This is a genomic window from Streptomyces sp. NPDC051018 (genome assembly GCF_044456085.1).
In the GTDB taxonomy this organism is placed as follows: Bacteria; Actinomycetota; Actinomycetes; order Streptomycetales; family Streptomycetaceae; genus Streptomyces.
Map to the genome: position 1 here is coordinate 134,702 of NZ_JBITFN010000001.1, position 26,283 is coordinate 160,984.

16 protein-coding genes and 3 tRNA genes are annotated in these 26,283 nt (G+C 71.7%); 9 read left to right on the forward strand and 10 right to left on the reverse strand.

The window, feature by feature from the left end:
• Window positions 1-435: 435 nt before the first annotated feature.
• Window positions 436-1,929, reverse strand: a complete 1,494-nt coding sequence (locus ACIBCM_RS00505; RefSeq protein WP_399238550.1) for an FGGY family carbohydrate kinase — start codon at window positions 1,927-1,929, stop codon at window positions 436-438.
• A 36-nt stretch (window positions 1,930-1,965) separates the two neighbouring features.
• On the reverse strand, window positions 1,966-2,265 hold the full coding sequence (locus ACIBCM_RS00510) for a YtxH domain-containing protein (RefSeq protein ID WP_399238552.1): 300 nt from the start codon (window positions 2,263-2,265) through the stop codon (window positions 1,966-1,968).
• A 179-nt stretch (window positions 2,266-2,444) separates the two neighbouring features.
• On the opposite strand from ACIBCM_RS00510, the gene ACIBCM_RS00515 reads away from it, so the two are divergent.
• The 3 genes from ACIBCM_RS00515 to ACIBCM_RS00525 all read left to right on the forward strand — a co-directional run bounded on the left by ACIBCM_RS00515 (window position 2,445) and on the right by ACIBCM_RS00525 (window position 2,847).
• Window positions 2,445-2,517, forward strand: a tRNA-Asn gene (locus tag ACIBCM_RS00515).
• A gap of 5 nt (window positions 2,518-2,522) precedes the next feature.
• Window positions 2,523-2,595 (forward strand) — tRNA-Asn (locus ACIBCM_RS00520).
• A gap of 178 nt (window positions 2,596-2,773) precedes the next feature.
• Window positions 2,774-2,847, forward strand: a tRNA-Ile gene (locus tag ACIBCM_RS00525).
• A 606-nt stretch (window positions 2,848-3,453) separates the two neighbouring features.
• On the opposite strand, the gene ACIBCM_RS00530 is transcribed toward ACIBCM_RS00525, so the two are convergent.
• On the reverse strand, window positions 3,454-3,723 hold the full coding sequence (locus tag ACIBCM_RS00530; protein ID WP_399238554.1) for a hypothetical protein: 270 nt from the start codon (window positions 3,721-3,723) through the stop codon (window positions 3,454-3,456).
• 1,020 nt (window positions 3,724-4,743) lie between these two features.
• Between ACIBCM_RS00530 and ACIBCM_RS00535 the strand changes: the two genes are divergently transcribed.
• Window positions 4,744-4,914: a hypothetical protein gene (locus ACIBCM_RS00535; RefSeq protein WP_399238556.1), complete on the forward strand. Its 171-nt coding sequence runs from the start codon at window positions 4,744-4,746 to the stop codon at window positions 4,912-4,914.
• 961 nt (window positions 4,915-5,875) lie between these two features.
• Here ACIBCM_RS00535 and ACIBCM_RS00540 read toward each other — a convergent pair.
• Together ACIBCM_RS00540 and ACIBCM_RS00545 are read right to left on the reverse strand one after the other, a co-directional pair.
• On the reverse strand, window positions 5,876-6,820 hold the full coding sequence (locus tag ACIBCM_RS00540) for an N-acetylmuramoyl-L-alanine amidase (RefSeq protein WP_399238558.1): 945 nt from the start codon (window positions 6,818-6,820) through the stop codon (window positions 5,876-5,878).
• A gap of 568 nt (window positions 6,821-7,388) precedes the next feature.
• Entirely contained in the window at window positions 7,389-8,132 is a 744-nt protein-coding gene (locus ACIBCM_RS00545) for a L,D-transpeptidase (protein ID WP_399238560.1), read from the reverse strand.
• Between the two features lie 736 nt (window positions 8,133-8,868).
• Between ACIBCM_RS00545 and ACIBCM_RS00550 the strand changes: the two genes are divergently transcribed.
• The 5 genes from ACIBCM_RS00550 to ACIBCM_RS00570 all read left to right on the forward strand — a co-directional run bounded on the left by ACIBCM_RS00550 (window position 8,869) and on the right by ACIBCM_RS00570 (window position 18,594).
• Entirely contained in the window at window positions 8,869-12,408 is a 3,540-nt protein-coding gene (locus ACIBCM_RS00550; RefSeq protein WP_399238562.1) for a hypothetical protein, read from the forward strand.
• 214 nt (window positions 12,409-12,622) lie between these two features.
• Window positions 12,623-13,018, forward strand: coding sequence for a molybdopterin-binding protein (locus ACIBCM_RS00555; protein WP_399238564.1), 396 nt, complete (start codon window positions 12,623-12,625; stop codon window positions 13,016-13,018).
• A gap of 140 nt (window positions 13,019-13,158) precedes the next feature.
• Window positions 13,159-13,974 carry a molybdate ABC transporter substrate-binding protein gene (gene modA / locus ACIBCM_RS00560; RefSeq protein WP_399238566.1) on the forward strand — a complete coding sequence of 272 codons (816 nt, stop codon included), beginning with the start codon at window positions 13,159-13,161 and terminating at the stop codon, window positions 13,972-13,974.
• 177 nt (window positions 13,975-14,151) lie between these two features.
• Window positions 14,152-16,191, forward strand: a complete 2,040-nt coding sequence (locus tag ACIBCM_RS00565; protein WP_399238568.1) for an ABC transporter permease — start codon at window positions 14,152-14,154, stop codon at window positions 16,189-16,191.
• 582 nt (window positions 16,192-16,773) lie between these two features.
• Window positions 16,774-18,594, forward strand: a complete 1,821-nt coding sequence (locus ACIBCM_RS00570) for an RICIN domain-containing protein (RefSeq protein WP_399238570.1) — start codon at window positions 16,774-16,776, stop codon at window positions 18,592-18,594.
• 258 nt (window positions 18,595-18,852) lie between these two features.
• On the opposite strand, the gene ACIBCM_RS00575 is transcribed toward ACIBCM_RS00570, so the two are convergent.
• The 5 genes from ACIBCM_RS00575 to ACIBCM_RS00595 form a co-directional block, all read right to left on the reverse strand.
• Entirely contained in the window at window positions 18,853-19,647 is a 795-nt protein-coding gene (locus ACIBCM_RS00575) for a VOC family protein (protein ID WP_399238573.1), read from the reverse strand.
• A gap of 554 nt (window positions 19,648-20,201) precedes the next feature.
• Complete coding sequence (locus ACIBCM_RS00580) at window positions 20,202-21,659, reverse strand: acyl-CoA synthetase (protein WP_399238575.1); 1,458 nt, start codon at window positions 21,657-21,659, stop codon at window positions 20,202-20,204.
• Between the two features lie 405 nt (window positions 21,660-22,064).
• The gene (locus ACIBCM_RS00585) at window positions 22,065-23,726 is read right to left on the reverse strand and encodes a GAF domain-containing protein (protein WP_399239771.1); all 1,662 of its coding nucleotides are present in this window, start codon (window positions 23,724-23,726) and stop codon (window positions 22,065-22,067) included.
• A 64-nt stretch (window positions 23,727-23,790) separates the two neighbouring features.
• Complete coding sequence (locus ACIBCM_RS00590; RefSeq protein ID WP_399238577.1) at window positions 23,791-24,834, reverse strand: rod shape-determining protein; 1,044 nt, start codon at window positions 24,832-24,834, stop codon at window positions 23,791-23,793.
• 787 nt (window positions 24,835-25,621) lie between these two features.
• A complete protein-coding gene (locus ACIBCM_RS00595; protein ID WP_399238579.1) occupies window positions 25,622-26,191 on the reverse strand; it encodes a hypothetical protein in 570 nt (189 codons plus the stop codon).
• Window positions 26,192-26,283: the final 92 nt, after the last annotated feature.

The following is a 26,283-nucleotide window of genomic DNA, read 5'->3' on the forward strand; positions in this document are numbered from 1 at the left end:
GGGGCCGGGGGACTCGCGAGCAGCGTGCGGCCACGACCTCGCTGGAGGCCGTGGCCGCTCAGGCCGAGCCCGGTCCGGCAGGGGGGTACCCGGTCCATCTTGCGTCACCGGGGCGCCCGGCCTCAGGAGAATTTTCCCCAAGGCCGGAGCGGGCGCGCACTTCCGGCCACGGCGCACCGGGGCCCGCACCAGGCCCGTCCCGCCGGCCGGTTCCACCGGTCCCTCCGTGCAGGTTTACGCCATCCGGGCCGGGCTGCCCCGGCCGTGCCGGTGACCCGCTCCGTGCCCACTGCCGCACCGGCCCCTCGACGCACCGGGCCGCCGCGCCGCTACCCCAGCCGTGCCGACCGCCTCGACGCACCGGGCCGCCCCGGCCGTACGAGCTGTCCCGGCGGTGCCGCTACCCCAGCCGTGCTGGACAACCCAGCGGTGCCGCTACCCCAGCGGGCCGGACGCTCCGGCTCCCGCGGCCCCCTCCGGACCGCCCGTCGCCGCCGTGAACGCCCCGGGGTGAAGCTGGTCACGCGTCGCGCTGTACTGCTGGCGCACGGCCTGCCCCACCGCCGCGTCCTCGCCCGGCTCCAGCACCTGCACCGTCGCGGCCTGCCAGACGGGAGGAGCCGCGGGCGACAGCGTGCCCTGCGACACGCCGAGGGCCCACGCGGCCTGCCGGGCCGCGCCCAGAGCCGCGTAATCGGCGGGCTGCGGTACGACGATCTGGGCCCCGAAGACACCCGGCGCGGCGGACTGCACGGCGGGCAGCCCGGCGCTCGCCCCCAGCAGGAACACCCGGCGAACCTCCACGCCCCGGCTCCGCAGCACGTCCATCGCGTCGGCGAGCGAGCACAGCATGCCCTCGAAGGCGGCCCGCGCCAGATGCTCGGGCCGCATCGACTCCCGGCGCAGCCCGCTCAGGGTTCCCGCGGTGTGGGGGAGCCGGGGAGTGCGCTCGCCCTCCAGATACGGCAGCAGCACCAGCCCCGACGAACCCGGCGTGGACTTCATCGCCAGGTCGGAGAGCGCGTCCAGATCGTCCAGCCCGAGCATCTCGGCCGCGCCGCGCAGGGCCCGTACGGCGTTGAGCGTGTGGACCACCGGCAGATGCATACCGGTCGCGTCGGCGTACGAGGTGATCATCCCGCTCGGATCGGCGAGCGCCTCATGGTGCACGGCCATCACGGAACCGGAGGCGCCCAGCGACACCACCGCGTCCCCCGGCCCGACACCGAGCCCGAACGCCGCGGCCATGGTCTCGCCGGTCCCCGCCGAGATCAGCAGCCCTTCGGGCGTCGTCCCGGCGGCGTCGGCGGGGCCGAGCACCTCGGGCAGCGCGCACTGGTGCCCGAGCGCCAGCTCCACGAGATCGGCGCGATAGGAACCCGTACCCGCGGACCAGTACCCGGTCCCGGACGCGCCACCGCGGTCGGTCGTCCTGCGAGCGGGCCGCCCGAGCAGCTGCCACACCAGCCAGTCGTGCGGCTGGAGCACCGCCGCGACACGCTGGGCGGCATTCGGCTCCGAGCGGGCCATCCACCGCAGCTTCGCCACCGGCAGCGCGGCCTGCGGCACCGACCCGACGGCCTCGGCCCACGCCTGCCGCCCGCCGAGGGCGTCGATCAGATCCGCCGCGGCGACCTGCGCGCGCTTGTCGTTGCCGAGCAGGGCCGGGCGGACGAGCCCGCCCTGCTGGTCCAGCGGTACGAGCCCGTGCTGCTGCGCGGAGACCCCGATGGCCTGCACGCCTTCCAGCAGCCCGCCCGCCGCCGCCTCGCCCAGCGAGAGCAGCCACGCCTGCGGGTCGATCTCCGTGGCCTTCGGGTCCACGGGATGCGGCGCGTATCCCTGACGCAGTACGGCACCCGAGTCCGTGTCACAGACAACGATCCGTGTGAACGCAGACGAACTGTCCAAGCCGGCGACTATCCCCATGGAGAGGGATTGTGCCGCACACACGCGCCGGAGGCGTCATGTGTTGCTGGTTCCCCAGTCGTCTCCGCCGTTCGACGTGCGCTCCCGCAGGGACCGCACCCGCTCCGCCACGGACTCCGGCATCCGGTCGCCGACCTTGCCGCTCACGGCGTGGAACGCCTTGCCCGCCGCCTGCCGACCGTTGTGCGCCGCGCTCTCGGCGGCGTTCCGCACGGCCGGATTCTGCGAGATCTGCCGGACGGACTTCTTCATCTGCTCGTAGCGCTCACGACCGGCACGCGTGCCGATCACATAACCGAGGGCCAGTCCGACGACGAACGTGAGCTTGTACCGCATGGCTCTGCCACCCTTCCCTGACGTACGTCGGTGCCTGCCCGCCTACCCGGCGCAACCCGTGATCACCCGGGACCATACCGATTGGCGGAGCACCCCCCTGCTTGCGCTAATGTATGTGTCGCAGCGAACACACGCCTTCCGGGACGCCCGGTCGGGTTGGTTCGGCGCACACGCAGCAATCCCCTGTAGCTCAATTGGCAGAGCAGCCGGCTGTTAACCGGCAGGTTACTGGTTCGAGTCCAGTCGGGGGAGCGCGATCCCCTGTAGCTCAATTGGCAGAGCATTCGGCTGTTAACCGGAGGGTTGCTGGTTCGAGTCCAGCCGGGGGAGCGGATCCGGAACAGGGCCCCTGGGGGGTCCTTTTTCGTATGTTCGGGTGACTCCGGGAACCGGGCAGGGGCGGGCGCAGTCCTCATGGTTGAGCGTTGCCGACCATCCGAGGCAGGAGATCGTATGAGCGGCTATGCTGCGGCAGACGGCGCGCACATTTGTGCGCGACGCGCCGTTAGGGGCGGTAGCTCAGCCGGTTAGAGCAGCGGACTCATAATCCGTCGGCCGTGGGTTCGAGTCCCACCCGCCCCACCCAGCGCTACGCGTGCAGAATCGTTCCCAGCAGTAAGAACGAGATCGCAGCGGGTGTGGCGGCAACCCGCAGGATCGTTTACCGGCCCGCTGCCGGCCGGAGAGACGGACGATCACGACACGCGGATCGGCCCTGGTGCCGCGTCGGCGCCCGGCGGACCCGAGGACAGAGTCGCGGCGGGCAGGGGATCGGCGCGCCCCGGCATACAGGGACGGACACGGGCGGTCCTGGACTCCATCAGTGGCCGTGCTCGTGTTGTGTGTATCGGGCCGCCGGAAGGACAGGGTTCCCGGCGGCGGAGACAGGTCCGTCCGCGTGCGTTCGGTGGCTTACGGAGTCGGCGGTGTACGGACAGACAGGCGCGCGGGCCGATCGTGAAGGCGATCGACGCGCCGAACTGACGAAACCGCCCCTCGCTGGGCGGTCGGCTGACCGATCGGCAGCATGCCGCGGCCCCCGTCGCCGTGGCCCGGAGCCCACTGTTCGTCCCAGGAGGCCCGCGCACGGCTCTTGAGATCCGTGCGCCAGCACAAAACCACCCCGCCCGTCCTACGCAGGGGCCGGACAGAGGGCGAGGTACCGGCTGGTGATGAGGTGTGGACCGGTCACCCCGAATCCCGCTCCGGCAGGGGCGAGTGGCGGGTGGGTCCGGGCGTGCGGCCCTCCGGGGGGTAATCGCAGTCGAGGCTGGAGACCTGGTAGTCGTCGCCCTCGTTCTGGTCCTGATCGACGACCACCGCCGCGGTGCAGACCCGGCCGTGCTCGTCGGTGAACGTCACTATCTCGCTGTAGTCCGTCGGGGCACTGCACCCCGCGAGCAGCAGCCCCGTCGCCCCGGCGGCCACCGCGACTCCGATCCCCCGCAGCAGTTTCATTCCTCGCCCTCCGCACTCGGTCGTCGCTACAACGTAGGGGGCACCGAGGGGCCTGTCACCGGTGCCCACCTGCCGGAGCGCGACCAGAAGCGCACCGAGCCCGGTCTCCGGCGCGCGTGTCGTCGACCGGTACGTGGCCCTCCGGTACTCGTGGTCTCCCGATATCCGCGTCGCCGGTCGCCGAGGTCGGCGGGCGGGCCAGGGCCCGCCGCGGTGGCCGCGCTCAGACTGTGGCTCCGGGTGGATCTTCCGTTTCCGTCCCGGGCCCGGGGGGCAGGGGCGCGGGAACCCGGCGGAGCCCGGTCGGGGCGGGTGGCTCCGGGGGAGGGGGCGGTGGCATGGGGTGCCATTCGTTCTCTTCGTACACGAACGCGAATCCGAACGGCGGTGGCATATGCGGAATCGGGCGGCTTCGGTAGTCGCGTAACGGGCACGGCGATACCGGTCGAGTGCCTGGTCCGGGCTTTGCGTCACCACATATCGAATGGGGGGACTGCGCATTCGGGGCGCTGTCCTGACGGCCCGTCCGTGCGATGGAGTCGATGCTCCTCGATACGGACGCCCCGCCCTCGCGGGTATCCCGGTTACGGGCGTCGGTGTGGGTGCCATGCGTCCGGGTTTCGAATATGACAACACCACATCCGATGGGTCGGCTCGATCGGTCCGGTGGGGCCGGGCCCCTCGGTCGAGGGGGTGGAGGCGTCCGGGGAGTCCGTCCGGATGCGACGATTCGGGTCGAATCAACCAGTAGGCGATGGCCGTGACTTAACACACAGTGCAGAGTTCCTCCACAGTCTCTGCACACCCGCGGGAGCCCCGCCCGGGAGCCGTCGGCCGACCGCGCGCCACCCGTCCTAGCTCGGGGTATGGGATCGGACGGGGGTATTCCCCGGGGTGGGCAACAGCGGTCGCTTCTCCCCGTGATAGTGCGGCCCGCGAGGTGAATCCTCGGAAAAGCCATCACCCGCGTCCGAAAAACGGTTAGTTTGACGCCCCCACCCCACACACCCAGAGGCCGCTATGAAGAGAACTCTCCTCATCACACTCGGCATCACTCTCATCTCACTCGCTGTAGGCGGAATGCTCATGGCCGTCAACGCCAGCCTGGGCCCCGGATTCATCGCGGAAATCGTCGTCGCAGCAGCCCTCGCCGCAGGCGCCTGGGCCAGCCTGAGCGCCTCGACCAGGTAGCAGGCCGAAAGACTTCCCCGCCGCCCGAGGGGGGCGGCGGGGAACCCGCCCGCCGGCCCCACCCGGCGGGTTCCCGCCCGGCTCCCGCAGCCTGGCAGACGCCCCGTGACCAGGGCTTCACTGCCCCGGCCGGGGCAGAAGCCCGGCCGGGAGCAGCAGAGACGGGGCAGTTCGTCGTCGGCCGGAGGCGGGAGGGCAGCCCGCCCCGGCCGACAGCCCGGTCGCCGTACGCGGCGACGAGGCAGATGGTCCGCAACTCATCAATGAGCCGCAATGAGTTGAAGGTCAGCGAGGCTTCCCGGCCGTTCGCCCCGGTCCGTCCGGTCCCGGGGTGACAGCGGCCAGAGTTGCCGGGCCCCTGTCCTCGATGGCCGTGAGCCGGGCCGTGTCACACCGACCCGAGCGGGCCGGGACACCCGGCACGCATGGCGCGGTGCCGTGGGCCGTCCGAGTACGTTCTCCTGCGAGGGCGACCCTTGGCCGTACGACGGTACGCACCGGACACCGCGGGTCCCGCCCCTTCGGGCGGACGGAATCACGGTGGCGCCGCAGTCCGGCGGCCGGGCCCCGCGCACATCAATGAGCCCAGGTCGCGGCGGGTGTCCTGAAGCTTCCCGGTCGGTGCCGCTCCGGTTCCGCTCCTCCAGCCGGAGTGGCTGTACGTACTTTTCCGCCCCGCCTCTCTGTCTGTCGGAGGCGTCGGGGCTTCTCGGCAGCGGCACAGCGCCCGGGACGGCCCGAGTCCTGTTGCCGGAGCCGGCTGAGCGGGACCGGCGGTCCGGTCACCTTCGGGGCCGGGGCCACAACCGTGGTTCGTAGCGCCCGCCCGATCTCGAAGCCGGCCGCGCGAGCCGCGAGCCCGCCCGGCGCGCCCCCGGTCGAGCCCGGTGAACGGCCCCGCCGCGCCGGGCCCGTATCGACCAGGACCAGGCGGGCGCGGGAGCCGGCGGCTGAGGAGGAGTCAGGCCGCCCAGTACAGCCCGGAGGCCACTCGGTGCAGGAGCGTGACCGGGCTGGCGTCCTTGGTCGTGGCGCGGATCTCGAAGCGGAGATGGCGGCCGGCGGGGACGTGGCCGGAGAGGCGGAACTGGTGTCCGCCGGGGCCGCGGTGGGTGATGGGGAGGAAGGCGGAGGGGTCGTTGCCCTTGGTGTCGGTGAGGTAGAAGCGGCCCTCGATCAGGGTGTCTTTGGGGGTGGTCTCGTCGAAGAGGAGGTGGATGAGGGTGTCGTGGGTGCGGGATCCGGCGTGGAGTACGGCGTCGGTGAAGGCGAGTGCCGTCCAGCGTCCGCTGCGGAGGGCGACGTCGAAGGCATTGGGCTCGTTGAGGACCTGCGGCATGTCGGTCTCCTTGGCGGGCGGTACGGGTGTGGTGGTTTTGCCGGTGGCGCGGGCGACGATGCCGGGGAAGACGACTTCGCGGAACTGCTTCACGCGGGCGTTGCCGGGGCAGGAGGTGCCGTCCGTCGACCAGGCGGCGTGCAGACGGTGGTAGCCGTAGCCGGGGTCGGAGGCGCTGCGGCAGATCCGCAGCGGGATCTTGTGGCGCTGGTGCAGCCAGGCGCCGAGTTCGATCAGCTTCTCCACCTGCGCGGCCGTCCACGGGTCGGTGCCCTTGGTGTTGGACGCGGTCTCGATGGACACCGCACCCGTCCCGTCGGGGCGGCGGTTCGCCCCCGCGTTCGCGTCGGCGCGGGTCTCGGTCCCGATGAACTGCCCCAGGTCGCCCTTGTATCCAAGTCCGAAATGTGACTCAAGGCTGGTTGAGTCCCGCCAGTACTCATACGTCCGTTTCGCCGTCCAGGGGGCGATGATGCTGTGCACGATGAACTGCGTCGGCCTGATGGCGGGTTGGCGGTCTGACTCGGGTTGCAGCTCGTACTTGACGGCACCGGGATACCAGGCCATGCGCGCCTCCAGGGCAGCAAGACGCCTCGGCCGGTGTCGGCCGGGGCGGCGGGTGTGAGTGGTCGGAGCGGTCTTCGTGGCGGGTGCTCGGGGTCTGAGCGTCGAAACGCGCGCAACCGCGCCTCGGTGTCCCGGCCTTCCCGAGTGGCGGTGGCCGGGGGCGGCATGCACGAAGAGGTCTGTTCGGCGTGGGTGACGTGCCCGAACACCCCCTGTGGGCAGCTCGACGAGATGACCGGCCCGTTCGGTGGTGTCCGATTTTGTACGGTACACGACCGCTGGGCGAGAGGTGCGGGGAGGTCGGAATCAGGCGCTACGCGCGGATGCGTACGGCAGCAAATGCCGCCCCCGCGCGCGCCTTTCACTACGGCGGTCCGTCGGTGGACGGGCGGGGGCGGCCGGACGGTCGGCCAGGGCTTCCGACTACTCCCCACCGCCGCAGGGAAGTTGAGTGAGATCCCCTCCCGGGGTCACTGGCGGGGCGGTGGTCGGCGGGGGCCAACAGGCCCTCCGCGGACGACGGGTGCGCAGGGGACGGCGGACGGCCCCGGTGGGGTGTGAGTGTGGCTCAGAGGCCGCGATTTCCCCACACATAGACCAGATCGTCGAGACGCAGAGCCTTCCACAGGCGCTTGGCGTCCTCGTACCGCAGATTGACACAGCCGTGCGAGCCGGGCTCCTCCCAGATGTTGCGGTAGCTGGCATGGAGTGCCTGGCCGCCGTCGAAGAACTGGCTGAACGGCATCGGGCCCTCGTACAGATCGGACCACTGGTCGATCACACGGTCCACTATTCGGTGGTGGCCGGGGCGGGTGGCGTGTCCGGTCTTCCCGGTCCGTATCGGGACCGGGCCGAACGCCACCTGGTTTCCGTCCCAGACCCACAGCAGTTGTCGGGTGAGATCGACACAGACGACGAGTTCCTCGTCGTACGGGCAGCCGGTGAGGCTCCCGGGGCGGGAGCGGGCCTGCTCGTACTGGATGATCCGCCAGGTCTCCACCCCGGCGTAGCCGTTCGCCGGTTCGAGGCCGTGTTTGGCCTGGAGGGTCTGGATCGCGGCGCAGTCGATGGGGGACTGCGCCCCGTCCCGGTGCAGTCCGAGGTGGCGCTCGGCAGCCGACTGATAGGGACCGGTGCCGGTGCTGCACGCCGTGGCGCGGGTGGCCGTGGCCGGGGGGCGCGTGGACGCGGCGGCCGGCTCGGCCACGGCGGTCACCAGGAACGGGCACAGGAGGGCCGGGACACCCAGCAGCGCCGCGACGGTGGCCGGGCGGGGGAGACGGCGGGCGGCTGTCGAGCGTGTCTGGGACATCGGGTGGGTCCTTTCCTGCGGTCCTGCTGACGGTGGGAGGTGCGCTGTAGAGGGTGTGCGGTGGCCGGTCGGGCCGGGTGCGGTGCTCCGTGCCTTTCGTGCGGTGCGGTGTGGTGCGGTCGGGGCGGATCGGGCCGTGAGGGTTGCCGCCGGTTGTGCTGTCGGGGGCGTGCGGTCGGTGCTGAATGTGTTGTCCGTGCCGAACGTGTTGTGCGGTGTGCTGCGCCGTACGCCGCAGAGGTTCGTACGGCGGAGCCGGCACCGGTGGCGTACGGCCCGGCCATCAGCGCGCGGCAGGTGGCGGCACCCACCGCACCGGATCGCGGAGCGGTCGGTTCCACGATGCGCGGCCGGGGGCGGGCCCGCCCGGGAGGGATCCGCAGGGTCGCCCGGCCGCCGGAGCACGCCGGGACCCGGAGCGCACCCGGGCGGGTCCACCGGAGCGGCCCGGGTTCACTCCGACGGCCGCGGTCCGTGCCGACCGGGTGGCTCCCGGCGGCCGGACCCGTTCCGTACGGGGGAGGGGCGGCCGGTCTCCACCGGTGCGCGGACGTTACTCCGGGCGGGCGAAGCGGGAGGCCGGGGGACCGCTAAGGGGCCGACCGGCCCCCGGTTGCGCCAACCGGATGCGGCTCAGGGGTCTCCCGGAGTGACACGCGGCCACGCTGCGGGCGGACTCCGCCCGGCGTGCCCGTGGAACTTGGTACTCCTGTGGCCCCGGGGGGGCCCGATCCCGATGAACGGAGCACATGTCGACATGCGCGGTTCTCCCGGCAGACGACGCCGCCTCGGCGCCCTTGCCTCCACCGCTCTCGTCCTCGCGGCCCAGGCGATCGCCCTGGGCACCGCCGTCCCGGCCGCCCACGCCACCACACCCGGAACCCCGGGCCTTCCGCAGGCGCCGACCGTCGTCTACACGGAGGACTTCGAGAACGGCACCGGCCAGACCCCGATCCTGCTGCCCGCCTACACGGGCGCGCCGCCCGTCAACGCCACGTACACCGCGGATCCCCCCTGGCTGAGCGCGACGAACTGCAACGGGATCATCCTCAACCGGTCCGGGGCCAATCAGCCCGCCTGCCAGGCCCGGAGCGCGGTCGCCATGTCCGAGCTGAAGTTCATGGCGGCCGCGCTGGGCCAGGTCGCCGGTTCCGCGGCCCCGAACAACAACCACGCGGTCTCGGCGTACACCGAGGGCGCCAACCCCGGGGCGAATCTGGTCGAGATCCGGACGGTGAACCCGATCCCGCTGGCGTCCACGAACCGCTTCATCACCTTCTCGGTGGACGCGGCGGCGGTCAACTGCAATGTCTCCGCGCCGCTCCTCAACTTCTTCGCGACGGGCGGCGGGCCGGACATCCCGCTCACCACCGCGCCGATCAACCCCTGCACGGACCCCCGGAGCCAGACGTACATGATCGGCCCGCGGGCGATCCAGGCGGGTTCGTTCCCCTCGGACAACTCGGTCCTGTTCACCGGCTCGTCCGTCGGCATCAAGATGACGAACGCCAACGGCAGCGGCATCGGCAACGACCACGCGTTCGACAATCTCAGGATCCTGGATGTGACGCCGCAGCTGGACAAGGAGTTCAGCCCTACGTCGATCCCGCAGGGTGGCACCTCCACCCTCACCTTCACCGTCACCAACACCACCGATCTGGCGGCGAAGAACGGCTTCGGCTTCACCGACGCCCTCCCGGCCGGTGTGGTCGTGGCGCCCACCCCGAACGCCTCGACCACCTGTGGCGGCACGGTCAGCGCGGTCGCGGGTTCCGGTTCGGTCGGTCTGACCGGCGGCGCCCTCGCCGTGAACGGGGTCTCCTGCACGGTCACGATCGATGTGACCTCAAGCACCCTCGGCGACCACGTCAACCTGCCCGCCAATGTGGTGCCGACCGGTGTCAACCCGCCCGGCGAGGCCACACTGACCGTGGTGCCCGCCGGCTCGCCGACGGTGGTCAAGTCCGCGGACGCGTCGACGTTCGCGATCGGCCAGACGATCAACTACACGTATGTGGTGACCAACACCGCGACGACACCGCTGACCAACCTCGTGGTCACGGACAGCGGTCCCGGCGCCCCGACCGTGACCTGCCCGATGACGACGCTGGCACCCGGCGACTTCACGACCTGCACCGCCTCCTACACGGCGACCGCGGCCGACGCGGTCACCGGGACCATCACCAACTCGGCGGTGGCCACCGGAACGGTCAACGGCCAGACGGTCACCGGGACCAGCAACGAGATCGTCATCCCGCTGCGGTCCCTCACCGTCACCAAGAGCGCCGAACAGCCGGACTTCAGCGCCGCCGGGCAGGAGATCGACTACACGTTCACCGTGACCAACAACGGCCGGGTCCCGCTGACCAATATCTCCGTGGCGGACGTCGGACCTGGCACGCCGACGGTGAACTGCCCGGTGGGTCCGGTGGCCCCCGGTGACTCGGTCGACTGCACCGCGACCTACACCACGACGGCGACGGACGTCACCAACGGCAACATCACCGACAGCGCCTCGGCGACGGGTATCGCACCCGACGGTGAGGCCGCCAACGACACCAGCAACACCGTCATCATCCCCTTCGTGCCTCCGGTGAACGTGGACCTGGCGGCGGACAAGACCGGACCGGCCACGGTCGGCCCCGGCGACACCGTCACCTACACGATCACCATCACCAACAACGGCCCCGGAGACTCCACCGGTTACACGGTCACCGACGCCATCCCCGCCGGTCTGACGGGCGCCTCCACCAGCACCCCCGGCTGCGGCATCGGCTCCGGCACCCTCACCTGCACCGCCACCTCGCTGGCGGCGGGCGCGAGTACCACGATCACCCTCACCGGTACGGCCGCTCCCGGCGCGACGAGCATCGTCAACACGGTGACGGTCACGGGCAACGACCCGGACCCGAACCCGGGCAACAACACCAGCACGTTCACCACGACGGTCACCCCGATCGAGGCCGATCTCGCGATGTCGAAGACCGGTCCGGCGAGTGTGGCCCCCGGTGGGACGGTGTCGTATCAGCTCACCGTCACCAACAACGGACCCGATGACTCCACCGGGTTCACCGTCACCGACACCATCCCGGCCGGTCTGACGGGCGCCTCCACCAGCACCCCCGGCTGCGCCATCGCCGCCGGAGTCCTGACCTGCACGGGCGGGGCGCTCCCCGTGGGCGACAGTGCGATCTTCACCCTGACCGGCACCGCCGCCGCGGGTGCCACCAGCATCAGCAACACGGCCAGGGTCACCGGGGACAACGACGACCCGAACCCGGGTAACAACACCAGCACGATCAGGACGACGGTGACGCAGATCGAGGCCGATCTCGCGATGTCGAAGACCGGTCCGGCGAGTGTGGCCCCCGGTGGGACGGTGTCGTATCAGCTCACCGTCACCAACAACGGACCCGATGACTCCACCGGGTTCACCGTCACCGACACCATCCCGGCCGGTCTGACCGGTGCCACCACCAGCACGCCCGGCTGCGCCATCGCCGCCGGAGTCCTGACGTGCACCGGTGGAGCGCTGGCGGTGGGCGACAGCGTCGTGATCACGCTGTCCGGCACCGTGGCCGCGGGTACCACCAGCATCACCAACACGGCCAGGGTCACCGGGGACAACGACGACCCGAACCCCGGCAACAACACCAGCACCATTACGACCAGTGTGGCCTCGGTGACCATCACCAAGAAGCAGAACGGTCCCTCGACCGTCCAGCCCGGTGACGTGGTTCCGTACACCATCACCGTTACCAACAACGGTGGCGCGCCGGTGAACGCGTCCTTCACGGACGATCTGTCCGGACTGCTGGACGACGCGGTCTTCAACAACGATGCCACCGCCACCACCGGCACCGTCACCTTCGCCTCGCCCGATCTCAGCTGGTCCGGCACCCTCGCACCCGGCGAGACCGCGACCATCACCTTCTCGGTGACGGTGAACCGGCGGCCGTTCGGCGATCTGCGCCTGCTGAACACCGTGGTCTCCACGACCCCGGGCAACAACTGTCCGGCGGGCAGCACCGACAGCCGCTGCACCACCACCGGCACGGTGAAGGTCAAGGACAAGGACAAGAAGGCGGCCGACCGAACGGCCGGGGCCGAGAAGTTCCGGAGCGACAAGGCTCAGGGCGAGAACTCGCGGAGCGACAAGGCCCAGGGCCAGAAGTCGGGGAGCGACAAGGCCCGGGGCGAGCAGTCGAACCGGGACATGACGCAGGACCGGCAGAAGGAGGCCGGTATCCCCGGGCAGCGCACGGACCGGATCTGATCCGGGCACTGCCGTCGTGTCGCCGTCCCGGATAGACGGCCGCGCGGAACGGAACAGGACGGCCCCTCCCTCGGGAGGGGCCGTCCTGTCGTCTGTCCGGGCCCGGGTTCGTCCGGCTCCCGCCTGCGAGGTCCCGCCATCCGTTCATGCATATGCTAGGCAAAGAGAATCAGCACCTTGTAGATGCGGGACCATTCCGCCTAACGTGACGCATATGCAGTCCTACACCATCGGTCAGGCCGCGCGTCTGCTGGGCGTGAGCCCCGATACCGCGCGCCGCTGGGCCGACGCCGGGAAGGTCGCGACCCACCGCGACGAGAGCGGGCGCCGGCTCATCGACGGCCGCGATCTGGCCGCCTTCTCGGTCGAGATCGCCCAGAACGGCACCGGGGAGGACGAACCCTCCGTGACCTCGGTCCGCAACGCGTTTCCCGGCATCGTCACCGCCGTGACGCTCGGCGATGTCGCCGCGCAGGTGGAGATCCAGGCCGGGCCGCACCGGCTGGTCTCCCTGCTGACCCGGGAGGCCGTGGAGGAACTGGGACTGGAGGTCGGTATGCAGGCCACCGCCCGGGTGAAGGCGACCAGTGTCCATGTCGACCGCTTCTGAACCGGACCTTCCCGCCCGACCGGCCCTCTGCTGACCAGGGGCCTTTCCATCCGACCGCCTCCGGACCGGACGGCCCGCCCGCCCGGTTTCGAGCCCGCCGTCCGCCGCCCGCGCACAGGCTTCCCAAGGAGCGCCCACGTATGTCCGCCGTGTCCCTCACCGCCTCCGTCCGCCGGACCGTCACAGCCGTGGTGACGGCAGCCCTTCTCGTACCGCTCGCCGCCTGCGGTGGTGACGACTTGAAGGGGGACGCCGGAAGCGGCGCCACCGCCTCCGGAAGCACGCCTCCCCGGGCCGAGCTGACCGTGCTGGCCGCCGCGTCGCTCACCGATGTGTTCAAGACGGCGGGTGCCGCGTACGAGAAGGCGCACCCCGGTACCGAGGTGACGTTCTCCTTCGCCGGGTCCCAGGAACTGGCCGCCCAGGTCAGACAGGGTGCCCCGGCCGACGCCCTGGTCACCGCCGACACCAGGACCATGGACGGGCTCGGCGCCGACACCGGAACACCCGTGGTCATCGCCAGGAATCGCCTGGTGATCGCGACCGAGGAGGGCAATCCCCGGAAGATCGACGAGCTGAGGGATCTGGCCGATCCGAAGCTCAAGGTCGTGCTCGCCGCGCCGGAGGTTCCCGCGGGCCGCTACAGCCGGCGGGTCCTGGACGCCCAGAAGATCGTGGTGGAGCCGGTCTCGCAGGAGCCCAGCGTGCGGGCCGTACTGAGCAAGGTCGAGCTGGGGGAGGCCGACGCCGGTCTCGTCTACAAGACCGACGCGGCCGGCTCGCCCGGCAAGGTCGATCCGGTCGAGATCCCGGACGCACAGAACGCCATCGCCGAGTACCCGGCCGCCACCCTCAAGACGTCCCGGAACGCGGAGGCCGCCGCCGCGTTCGTGGCCTGGCTCAGCGGCCCGGCCGCGCAGAAGATCCTCCAGGACGCGGGGTTCCAGAAGCCGTGACCCCGAGCCGAGGCATCCGTACGGGGGGCAGTCGGCTTCACCGCGTGCGCCGGCCCCTGCCGCCTCCACCGGCCCACCCGGTGAGGCCCCGGAGCCCGGTGAGGCATGTGGCCCTGGTGAACCGGGTGACCCGACGCACCTCTGACGCATCTTTGACGCACCTCTGATGGAACACCGATGAACCGCCCCCGCCCCCGTTTCCGTACGAGCGCCCCTGTACCAGTGGCGCTCGTACTGCCCGCGCTGCTCGCCGTCGCGTTTCTGCTGCTGCCCCTGATCGGCGTCCTCGCCCGTACCCCGTGGGGCGAACTCGGTACGCACCTCGGCAGTCCGGGCGTCACCGAGGCACTCCGGCTGTCGCTGGTCGTCTCCTTCTGGGCACTCGGCATCTCCCTGGTGCTGGGAGTACCGCTCGCATGGCTGCTGGCGCGGGTCCGCTTCCCCGGGAAGGCGCTCGTACGGTCGCTGGTGATGCTCCCCATGGTGCTGCCGCCCACGGTCGGCGGTGTGGCGCTGCTTCTCGGATTCGGCCGGCGGGGGCTCCTCGGCCCCTGGCTGGAGGACACCTTCGGGATCACGCTGCCGTTCCACACCTCGGGCGCGGTGGTCGCGGCGACGTTCGTCGCGATGCCGTTCCTGGTCATCAGCCTCGAAGGCGCGCTGAACGGACTGCGCCCCGGTTACGAGGAGACGGCCGCCTCGCTCGGCGCCTCACCTGTACGGGTGTTCCTCACGGTCACTCTGCCGATGGTGGCGCCCGGTCTGATCGCGGGAGCGGCGCTGACCTGGGCCCGGGCGCTCGGGGAGTTCGGGGCGACGATCACCTTCGCGGGGAATCTGCCCGGGGAGACCCAGACCCTGCCGCTCCAGGTGTATCTGCTCCTCCAGGACGAGCCGGAGGCGGCCACCTCGGTGTCCCTGCTGCTGCTCGTCATCGCGATGGCGGTTCTGATCGCCCTGCGCGGCCGGTGGACGGGCGGTGCGACGGCCGATCGGAAGGAAGCGGTCCGCAGCGTCCGAGCCGACAAGGACGAAGCGGACGGGGTCGAGGCCCCCGGCGACGAGGCCGGTGGCGACGGAGCCGGCGGCGACCGGGCGCGTACGGATCAGGCTCGTACCCATCGGGCCCGTACCGATCAGTCCCGCAGCCACCCCCTGCCCCCCTCCGCGCACCTCACCGAGCGGTGGTCCCTCCAGGCCGAGGTCACCGGCTTCACCCGCCTCGCCCTGGACGCGGCCCCCGGCACCACCATCGCCGTCGTCGGCCCCAACGGCGCGGGCAAGACGACCCTCCTGCGCGCCCTCCTCGGACTGACCCCCCGCGCGCACGCCGTCCTCCGTCTCGGCGACGACGAGGTGACGGCGCTGCCGCCGCACCGCAGGGGTGTCGCCTGGGTCCCGCAGGACGGTGCGCTCTTCCCGCATCTGAGCGCCCTCGGCAATACGGCGTACGGCCTCCGAGCCCAGGGCGTACCGCGTGCGGAGGCGCGCCGCACGGCCCAGGAGTGGCTCGACCGGCTCGGGGTGGGCGGCCTCGCCCACCGCAGGCCCGCCCAGCTCTCCGGCGGTCAGGCCCAGCGGGTCGCCCTGGCCCGTGCCCTGGCCGCCCGCCCCCGGCTGCTGCTGCTCGACGAACCCCTCGCCGCGCTCGACCAGACCACCCGCGCCCGGGTGCGGCACACTCTGCGCGGCCATCTCGAAGGCTTCGGCGGGGTGTGTCTCATCGTCACCCACGACCCGGTGGAGGCGGTGTCGCTGGCCGACCGGGTGCTCGTGCTGGACGAGGGCCGCGCCCTTCAGGACGCATCGCCCATGGAGGTCACCCGGCATCCGCGTTCCCCGTGGGTGGCCCGGATGCTGGGCCGCAACGCCTGGCCCGGCACCGCGACGGAGAACGGACTGGCACTCGCGGGCGGGGGACGCCTGGTGGTGGCCGAGCCACTGCCCGAGGGAACCGAGGCCCTCGCGGTCATCGCTCCCGAGGCCGTCTCCGTACACACCGGCAGGCCGGGTGGCAGCCCGCGCAATGTCTGGCCGGGGACGATCCGTGAGATCACCGCGACCGGAAGCAGGCTGCGGCTGCTGATCACATCACGGCAGGCGCCCGATCTGGTGGCGGAGATCACCCCGCAGGCGGCGGCCGAGCTGGGGCTCGTGGAAGGGTCCGAGGTGTGGACCAGCGTGAAGGCGACGGAAGCCGTGATCGTCACGCTGTGAGAAACGCCGACGCCTGGAGACCACGCTGCGGGGCCACGCTCCGAGATACGCCGAGGGCACGGGGAGCGCGGCCTCGGCGGCCGGTGGGCGGTGAGCGCGGTGAAGTCCGTCGGCGCCATCCGTCCCTGCGGTCCGTCCGGAGCGAGGGGCGGTAACGCGCCGGGATGGCCGCCGAACGCCCGTTGATTTCAAGGCAGTTGGCCGGAAGGGGGTCGGCGGTGCGCTGTCCGACCGGTGTTCGCCGACTCGATGCCCGAACGCGGGCGGTCGTGCTCGGTTGCGGCCCGCGACCAGTCAATTCCGTACAGGATCGGCGCGGCGGTATTCCGGGCCGGTGAGTCACCTATTGCCCGGGGCTCCGGGGAACTCTTGTTCCGTGTGGGCGGGTTGTGCGAGGGTGAGCTTCCTCACGTCCGAACACGGGCGGTTTTGTTCAACCGTTCGAATTGAGGGCGGTACCGACCATGTGCGCGCTCCATTCGACGACGACCACTCTGTGACCAGAATGCCCTGCCCGTTACCCGGGCCGGGGACGGCACTGCTCAACCCCCCACCGCATTGCCCTGGATGGAAAGACGTCTCATGCAGAAGCCACACACTCAGGGTCCACTTCCCTCTGTCCGTACGGGTGCCCACGCGCGCCCCCGATTCTCCGACGAGGCCGTGGCGACCGCGCTGCGGACCGGCGACCCGGCGGAAGAAGACCGTCCGACCGCGGTCCTGCTGGCCAGACACTGGCAGTCGGTCTTCGACTACGCCTCCATCGGGACGCCCTCGGCGAAGGCCGCGTCCATGCTGACCACGGCGGCGTTCGGCAAGGTCCTGGAAAATCTCCGGGGAGCCCCCGTGGCCACCGCGCTCCGTCCGCTCCTTCTCATGACCGCCCGCGGGATCGCCATGGCGTGGGCCGCCGACGAGCGCGTCACGGCACTGCCCGATCTCCAGAATCCCGACACGGGTCGCACCGTCCCTGTCGACATGTTCACTCTGGCCGAGAATCGCGCCCTGGTCTCCCGTGCATTCCTGGCAATGCCCGGATCCGCCCAATGTCTGCTCTGGCATGCCGAGGTGGAAGGTGAAGGCATATCCGTACCGGCCGGTTTGCTGGCCATGGATCCGCGTTCCGCTTCCGCCCAGCTCGAACAGGCGCGGGAGATTTTCCGGGCGGGCATCCTCCGCTTCCATCTCGAACTCGCACCCGACGGCGAATGCGGTCACTACAACCGGCTGCTGGATGTATCCATGCGCCGTGGCGGCACCTTGATACCCGATGTCCAGACGCATCTGGCGGGCTGTCGCCACTGCCGTTTCGCCGTCGAACAACTTGACCACGGCGGCGGCCGCCTGGCTCTGCTGCTCGCCGAGGGGCTGCTCGGCCGGGCAGCCCTTCCGTATGTCGACTCCCGGCCGGCCCGCAATCGTGAGCGGTTTCAGGCCGGCGGCCCCGATGCCCGGGGTGTGCCGCGCCGGGCCGGAAAGCGGCAGGGTCGCGGCGGGAGGACCGGGGCCGTGCCCACGGCCGTGCGCGGCCGAAGACTCTCGCATCGCGGGCGGGCGGCCGTCGTCACCGGACTCGGTGTGGTCACGGGTCTGCTGGTCGTCGCGACCGTCGTCACCGAGCTGTGGGCGGACGACGGTGCCGGCAGCGCGAGCCCGAGCCCCAGTGCCTCCTCGTCCTCCGAACCGGGTGCGGGCGGATCCGGCGAGCCGACCCCCAGGCCCACCGCGACCTCCGCCGACCATCCGGGCGGAGCCTTCAGCACTCATCTGCGCAACTCGGAGGCCGGTCTCTGCCTCGACGTCCGCGACCGCCGGGCGGAGGAGGGCGCGGAGGCGGTGATGGCCGCCTGCACGGACACGCTCACCGAGGAGTGGACGTACGACGACGACGGACTGCTGCACAGCGCCGCCGCTCCCGAACTCTGCCTGAACTCCCACCAGTTGGACGGTATCCTGCATCTGCGCCCCTGTACGGAGGCAACCGCCGACGCGACCGACGTACGGTACGACCTGACCGTGCAGGGCACTCTGATCCCCCGCTGGAACGATCGGCTCGCGGTGGTCCCCAGTTCCGCCGGCTCCGGCGCACCGGCCGTGGTCAAGGTCCGGGACGGCTCCCGTGAACAGCGGTGGGAGACGGACAACGTTGCCGTCGGCCCCAAGCTCAGGCCGAGTGCCAACGCGACCACCAAGGAGGTGACCGACTCCCCCCGGGGCACGGGGGCGGGCCGGGCCGCGGCGGCCGAGCCACCCCCGGTCGGAGCCTCCCGGACGCCCGGCCCGGACCCGTCCGTACCGGCGCCACGGCAGTCCGGCGTCCAGGACATCAGCGACCGGCGCGGGGACACACGCGCCTCGGACACTGTCCGGCCCGGGCGCCCGGACGGCGCGGACACCGGCTGACCCGGTCCATGAGGGCTCATGGCGTCCGGTTCATGGCCTCCGCCTCATGTGGTCCGCGGGATCCCTGGGATTCCTGGGGGAGGAGGCGGCCGGTTCCCGGGACGTACGGCGAGGTGTACGGGGCAGGGCCGTCACTCCCCGTCCCGTACACCCGTCCCTGAATGCCGTCGCCCGGACGGACGGCCCCCGCGGTGACCGGCACGCGCCGGTCGGACGGCCCGTGTCGGCCGGACGCCCCGCGTCGGTCAGCTGGGTCGGTCAGATGAAGGGAGGCACATCGCCTTCCCGTGTCTCCAGGTCGATGACGGAGAACACCGCGCCCTGCTGGTCCAGGACCGTCGCGAACCGCCCGAAGGGGCTGTCCGTCGGCCCGAACACGGTCCGCCCGCCCAGCTTTCCGACGGTGGTGAGCGCGTCGTCCACATCCGCCACGGCGAAGTAGACGTTGATGAACGGCGGCACGTCGTCGGGGAAGTCCCCCTCCGTCATCTTCATCCGACCCGCCACCGGTTCGTCGCCGACGCTCCACAGACGGAAGTCGATGTCGTCGACGTCCATGCGCCGCACCTGGAAGGGGAAGACGGCGGGGAAGAAGGCGTCGGTCTTCTCCACTTCACGGCTCATCAGATCGACCCAGGCGTACGCGCCCGGCTCGCCGGTCTTCTCGAAGCCCTCGTGGTTGTCCGCCTGCCAGGCGCTGAAGTACATGCCTTCGGGGTCCTGCGCGGTGACGTTCGTGCCGAAGTCCCCGATGATCATCGGGTCCGCCATCAGCGTCCCGCCGTTCTCCCGGATCCTCGCGGCCGTCGCCTCGGCGTCCGGGGTTGCGAAGTAGAGGTTCCAGGACGCGGGCACGTTCTCCATGCCGGGCATCTGCGGGGAGATCGCCGCGACCGCCTTCCCGTCCACATACGCCTGGGTGTAGTCGCCGTACTCCACCTCGCTCTCGCCGAACGTCCAGCCGAACAGCTCACCGTAGAAGGCCTTGGCCGCCTCCAGATCGGGAAACATCGCGTCCGCCCAGCACGGTGTGCCTTCCGGTTGTACAGCCATGGGAGTTCCGCCTCCGTCAGCTCGGTGCGTGTCTTCGGTCTCTCCGGTGTTCCGGGCCTCTCTCGACGTCCCGGTGTGGGTGCCCCGGTGTCCTCCGGCCTCGCCCGGCTCTGGGCCGTGTCGGCCTGCCCCACCCTTCACGCTAGGCGTGCGGGGGCGTCGGCGCGCGCCGAACAAGGTAATCGAACAAGAATCGTACAGAGGGTGCCGGGTGAGGGCAACGGCGCTGAGCGGATACACGAAGTGCGCCGGGCGGACGCGAGTGTGCGGGCGGCGGGGCTCCCGGACCGGGCGGTGGCCGAGGCGCGCGTTCCGGTGTCCTCGGCCCGGTCCGGTCCGGTGCAGGAGGGTGACCGGGGAGGCGGGCACCGGCCCCGGGGTGGCCGGGCGCTCGGTTGCCGCCCCGGCGGGCTCCGGACGTCGGCTCATCCGGCCGGACCGGTCGCGCCAGGGGTTTCGGCAGGTCCGGCGGACTCCGGACGTCGGACTGATCCAGGGATCACAGGCGCCGGCCGCCCCGAGGCGCCCCGGGCGCCGGCCGCCCCCTGGGGACCTCAGGCTTCGGCGGACCCCAGAGCGCGCTTCATGATCTTGCCCATGTCATTGCGGGGAAGGGCGTCCAGGAAGCGGACCGTCCGGGGCCGCTTGTGCGGCGCCAGCTGCGCGGCGACATACGAGGCCAGTTCCCCCGCGGACGGCGGGGACCCGGGGTCGGCCGGGACGACCCAGGCCACCACCCGTTCGCCGAGATCGGCGTCCGGCTCACCGGTCACCGCCGCCTCCCGGACCCCCTCGTGCTCCAGCAGCGCGTTCTCGATCTCGCCCGCGCCGATCTTGTAGCCGCCGCTCTTGATGAGGTCCGTCGCCTTGCGGCCGACGATCCGGATGGAGCCGTCGACGGCCCGTACCGCCATGTCGCCGGTACGGAACCAGTCACCGTCGAAGGCCGCGGCGGTCGCGTCCGGACGGTTCAGGTACTCCGTGAAGAGATGGTCGCCGCGGACCTGGATCTCGCCGATCGTCTCCCCGTCGTACGCCGTCACCGGGGAGCCGTCCTCCTCGACGAGCCGCAGCTCCACACCCCGCAGAGGCACCCCCACCGACCCGGGCAGCGGTTCGGCGTCGGCGCGGACGCTCGTGTTCATCAGCGTCTCCGTCATGCCGTACCGCTCCACGACCGGGCGGCCGGTCGCCGCCGTGATGCGCTCGTGGTCGTGGACGGGCAGCGCGGCCGAGCCCGACACCAGCAGCCGGGCCCCCGCCAGCGCCTTCGTCAGCTCACGGTCGCCGGGGAGCGCCTCGGCCAGCCGGTGGTACATCGTCGGCACCCCGAACAGCATCGTCCCGCCGTCCGCCAGTTCACGGGTCACGCCCTCCACGGAGAACCGCCCGAGATGCCGCACCTGCCCGCCGCGCCGCAGTGGTCCGAGGACGCCGAGGATCAGCCCGTGCACATGGAACAGGGGCAGTCCGTGCACCAGGACGTCGTCCCGGGTCCACTGCCAGGCGTCCTCCAGCGCGTCCAGGGTCGTCGCGATTGCGCGCCGGGGCAGTACGGCGCCCTTCGGCGGACCGGTCGTACCGGAGGTGTAGACGATCAGCGCGGGGGAGAGCGGGTCACTGTCCCGGGCCAGCGGTCCGCAGGCGCCGGCCACCGGCACGTGCACCGGCACGTCCACGCGCTCCAGCCCGCCGAGCGCGTTCGGCAGCTCGTCCGCCGCACCGGCGAGCACCGCCGCCGGTGCGCTGTCCGCGACGATGTGCGCCAGCTCCCGTTCGCCCGTCTTCGGGTTCAGCGGCACCACCGGGACCCCGGCGAGCAGCGCGCCGACCGCGCCCACGGCGGTCTCCAGGGTCGGGGTCGCCCACAGCGCGACCCGTGACGCCCCGCCGATCCGTACGGCCAGGGAACCCGCGGCTCCGGCCAGTTCCCCGTAGGTCAGAGAGCGGTCGCCGAAGCGCAGGGCGGGGCGGTCCGAATCGGCGCGCAGCGCGGGGAAGAGGTCACTCACGCTCGTTGTCCTCCATCTGGTGTGGACCCGGTGGTCCGCGTGGGCTCCGACGGCCGCTGCCGGTCCGGGCGGGTCCCGGCGGTTCCGGCGGACCCGGTTGCTCCGGTGGGGCTCGGCGGTCCGGGCGGGTCCCGCCCCGGGACCGGCGGGCCGGGCACGGATCGGGCGGTGGTCACGGCCCGGCGGTCCGGGCGGTGCGGTTGATCTGCCCATTCTCGCGCGAGCCATGGGCAGAAGGGTCCCCGGCACCGGGACAGGGCTCCCCGGACCTCGCGATGCGTATCCGCCGTACGCCTGTCCCGGCCCCGCGCACCGGGATTCCGGGGGTGCTGTCCCCGGCCCCCCCCGACCCCCGGGGCGCGCACCCTTCCTCCCCTGTCCGACCTGTCCATCCCCTCCTGCCCGTCAGCAGGGAGCCTGCCAGATCACGGTCGTCCCACGCGCCCGGCCGGACTCGCTGCCTTCCGCCCCGGCTCCGGCCTCCGTCTGTGCTCCCGCTCCGGCCGCCGTCCTCGCTTCCGCCCTGGCCCTCGTCTGTGCTCCCGCTCCGGCCGCCGTCCGTACTCCCGCGCCCTCGCCGCCTTCGTCCCTCCCTCTGAGGCCGTCGTCCGTGACCGTCAGCCGGACCCCCGTCCGGCCGTCCTCCAAACGGGCCGCCGCTTCCACGACCACCGTGATCGCCGTGACGCCGGACCGCCGGTGGGCCGCCGCGAGCGCCCCGCGCAGCGCCCCCAGCAACTGCTGATCCGCCGGTTCGCGTACGAGGGTGTCGACCGCGCCCCGGAACTGCACCGACGGCTGGAAGCCGAGCAGCGCCGCCGCGCCCGCCGCCTCCTTCAGCACCCGGCCGCGGAAGCCGGTCCCCGCCTCGGCGGGCGGCTGCTGGAGGGCGAAGATCGTCGTCCGTACCTCCTGGATCGTGGAGTCCAGCTCGTCGACGGCACGGCTCAGCAGTTCGTCCGCCTCGCCCTCCGCCGCCCGTCTGCGGGTGGACTCCAGCATCATCTCCGTGGCGAACAGCCGCTGGACGACCAGATCGTGCAGATCGCGGGCGATCCGGTCGCGGTCCTCGTAGACCGCGAGCTGCTCGCGGTTGTGCTGGGCGTCCGCCAGCACCAGCGCGAGCGCGGCCTGGGAGGCGAACTGCGAGGCCAGCAGCCGGTCGACCGCGGTGTACGGGCGGCCGTGGAGACTCCTCGGCAGCGCGAGCGTGCCGATCAGCCGGCCGCCGCTCTGCAGCGGCAGCATCATCGAGGGCCCGAACCGGGTGCGTACATGCGTGGTCATCCGGGGATCGGTCGCCGAGTCCTCGATGAACACCGGCTCACCGCCGAGCAACTGGACCAGCACGGGGGAGCCGGGCGCGATCGTGGTGCCGACGATGTCCCCCGGGTCGTCGACCGTGGACGCGGCGACGATCTCCATACCGCCCTCCTCGGTGGGTTGGAGCACCACCCCGGCGGACGCGTCCGCGAGCACCCGGGCCCCCTCGGCGACCGTCATCAGCGCGTCCTCGGGGCTCTCGCCGGTCAGCAGCGCGGTCGTGACCGCCGCCGCGCCCTCGATCCAGCGTTCGCGCAGACGGGCGGCCTCGTACAGCCGGGCGTTGCCGATCGCGATACCCGCCTGCGAGGCGAGCATCTTCAGCAGCGCGAGGTCCTCATCGGTGAAGGGGCCGCCCCGCTTCTCGGTGAGATACAGATTGCCGAAGACCTCGGTGTGGACCCGGACCGGTACGCCGAGGAAGGTCGTCATCTCCGGATGGCCCCCGGGCACCCCGGACGAGCGGGGGTCCGCACCCAGATCGTCGATCAGCAGCGGCTGAGGGTCCCGGATGAGCAGTCCGACGATCCCCGTACCCCCGTCGGGCAGCCGGCCGATCCGCTCCCGCTCCTCCTCGGACATCCCGCAGGTGTAGAGATCGCTGAGCCGTCCGCGCTCGGGGTCGATGACCCCGAGCGCGCCGTACCGGGCGTCGGTCAGTCCGGCCGCCGTGTCGACGATGTGCTGGAGCGTGGTGTCCAGATCGAGGTCCGTCCCCACACTGAGGACCGCTTCGAGGAGCATCGGCAGCCGGGGCCGGGCGTTGTCCGGCTCCGTGTCATTCACACGTGCTCACTTCGACGCTCTCCTACTCCACCTCGGCCAGCGGGTTGAGGACCATCGGCTGGATCTTGCCCTCAAGGATCGCACCGAGGCCCAGGATGGCGCAGATGTCGGGCCGCTCGGCGATCTGCACCGGCATTCCGGTCGCCTCGCGCAGCATCTGGTCGAAGCCCGGCAGCAGCGCGCTGCCGCCCACCATCATGATGCCCCGGTCCGCGAGATCGGCGACCAGGTCGGGCGGGCAGTCCCGCAGTACCTTCCCGATGCCGTCGAGTACGGAGGTCAGGGGGGTGTGGATCGCGTTGCGCACGGCCGCGGTGTCCACCTGTACGGAACGGGCGAGGCCCGTCGCCACATCACGCCCGTGGATCTCGGTGGACTCCGGGCCGTGGGCCGTCAGCCCGTTGCCGTGCAGGGCGACCTGGAGCGGGCGCACCGACTGGCTGGGCAGCATCAGCTCGTGCTGGGTACGCAGATGCTGGATGACCGCGTGGTCGATGGCGTTGCCGCCGACGGGGATGCGCTCGGCGGTCACGATCGAACCGAGCGACAACACCGCGACCTGGGTCGTCGCGGCGCCGCACACCATGATCATCGTCGCCGTGGGCTGCTCCACGGGGAGCCCGCACCCCACGGCGGCGGCGATCAGTGTGTCGACCAGCTCCACCCGGCGGGCGCCGAGTCCCACCATGGTCTCCACGGCGGCGCGCCGCGCGAGCGGGTCGGCGTCGTGCGGGGTGCAGGCGGCGGCCCGCAGCCGCGGCTTGCGGCGCAACTGCCGGCGCAGCTTCTCCCCGAGGAGATGACGGAGCATCCGCTGGGCCATCTCGATGTCCACGACCGTCCCGCCGGACACGGGACGCATGACCCGGATGTAGTGCGGTGTCCGGCCCGTCATCTGCTCGGCCAGCGCACCGACCGCGATGAGCGCGCCGGTCCTGGTGTTCACCGCGGCCACGCTCGGCTCATCGACCACCAGGCCCGCACCCTTGACGAAAACCCTCGTACGCGCCGCTCCGAGATCGACGGCAACATGGCAACGGCGCAACTGCTCAAGACTCACGGTCACGGCGGATCCTCCCGAATGCGGTACGTCTTCGCATCCTCGGCCCCCGTGCGGATGGCCGCCCCCCGGGTGGTCCACTTGGGGGTATCCACCTGACGCCACACCAGTTTCCTTACGCCGATGGGCTGACGGCCACCGGAATGAAGCGGATCGATTCGTGCCGGCCCCGTCCGGTGCGGGTCGCCCGGACGGGTTCGCCCTCGGCCGCCTGGACGCCCGGGAGCCCCTGGGATGCCCGCCGGCTGCGCCCAGCCCGCCCGATACGCCGCTCCCCTCGGCCCCCGTTGAACAAGCGAGCCGCAGGGCCCGTGCGAGGTCCCGCACAATCGGAGGCCCCGCACCCCTTGGGCGAGTGAGCCGAAGGGCCGCGCGGGTGTCGAAAGGGAGAGCGCGCGGAGGTCCCGAGGAACGAGGGATCGAGCACGGTCGACCGTCGACGCACGCTAAAGCGGTCCGGTGGGGGTCCCCCCGGACGGAGTCTGGGGGAGAACCGAGCCACGAAAAATAGACCGCGCGTCGGTCACTGTCCGGAGGCCCTCCGCCCGGCCCGCCGATCGAGCACGGTCGACCGTCGACGCACGCTAAAGCGGTCCGGTGGGGGTCCCCCCGGACGGAGTCTGGGGGAGAACCGAGCCACGAAAAATAGACCGCGCGTCGGTCACCGACCGGAGACCCTCGCCCGGCCCACCGACCGAGCACGGTCGACCGTCGACGCACGCTCAAGCGGCCCGGTGGGGGTGCCCCCGGACGGAGTCCGGGGGAGAGAACCGAGCCACAAAAGGAAGGGAGCTCACAGCAACCGCTGGAAAAGCCCCCAGCAGAACTCCGCCGTGCGTCCCTCCCCGTCCGGCAGGGTCAGGGAGAGCAGCAGACGGGTGGGGGCCGAGCCCTCCTTCGGGACCGCCGGGGGGAATGCCCGGGCCACCTCGTCGACCGTGCAGGACCAGGGCACCAGGTCCCGCTCGGTGCGCAGGACCGGGCCGGCGGCCCCCGGCGCCCGTACGAGCCTCTCGTTCCAGACCGCCCCGCCCGCCCGTACCGCGAGCACCTCGAAGCGGAGGTCCGGCCAGAGCGGCACGGGCCACAGATACGCGTCGCAGTCGAGATCGCCGAGGCGCCGCGGGACCGTCCGCTCCGGCGTGCCGAGCACCGACCGGTAGCGGGACAGTGCGCCACGGGAGCCCCGCCCGCGGACCATCGCCTGCCAGCGCCGGTTCGCCTCGCGCATCTCGGCGACCGAGACCCCCAGCTCCCGCCGGGCGTCCTCGACCAGCACCGGTTGATGGTCGGCCATCCGGCGCAACAGCACCAGTTGGAAGGAGAGGGGCCCGAAAGGAGCGGCAGCGGTCATGCCCGACATCCTGCCCGGCACCGGGGGCCGACGGACCGTCGCTCCGTCAACTCGTAAGACATCGTGTCACCCGGACGTGGCGGTTCCACACAAGACTCTCA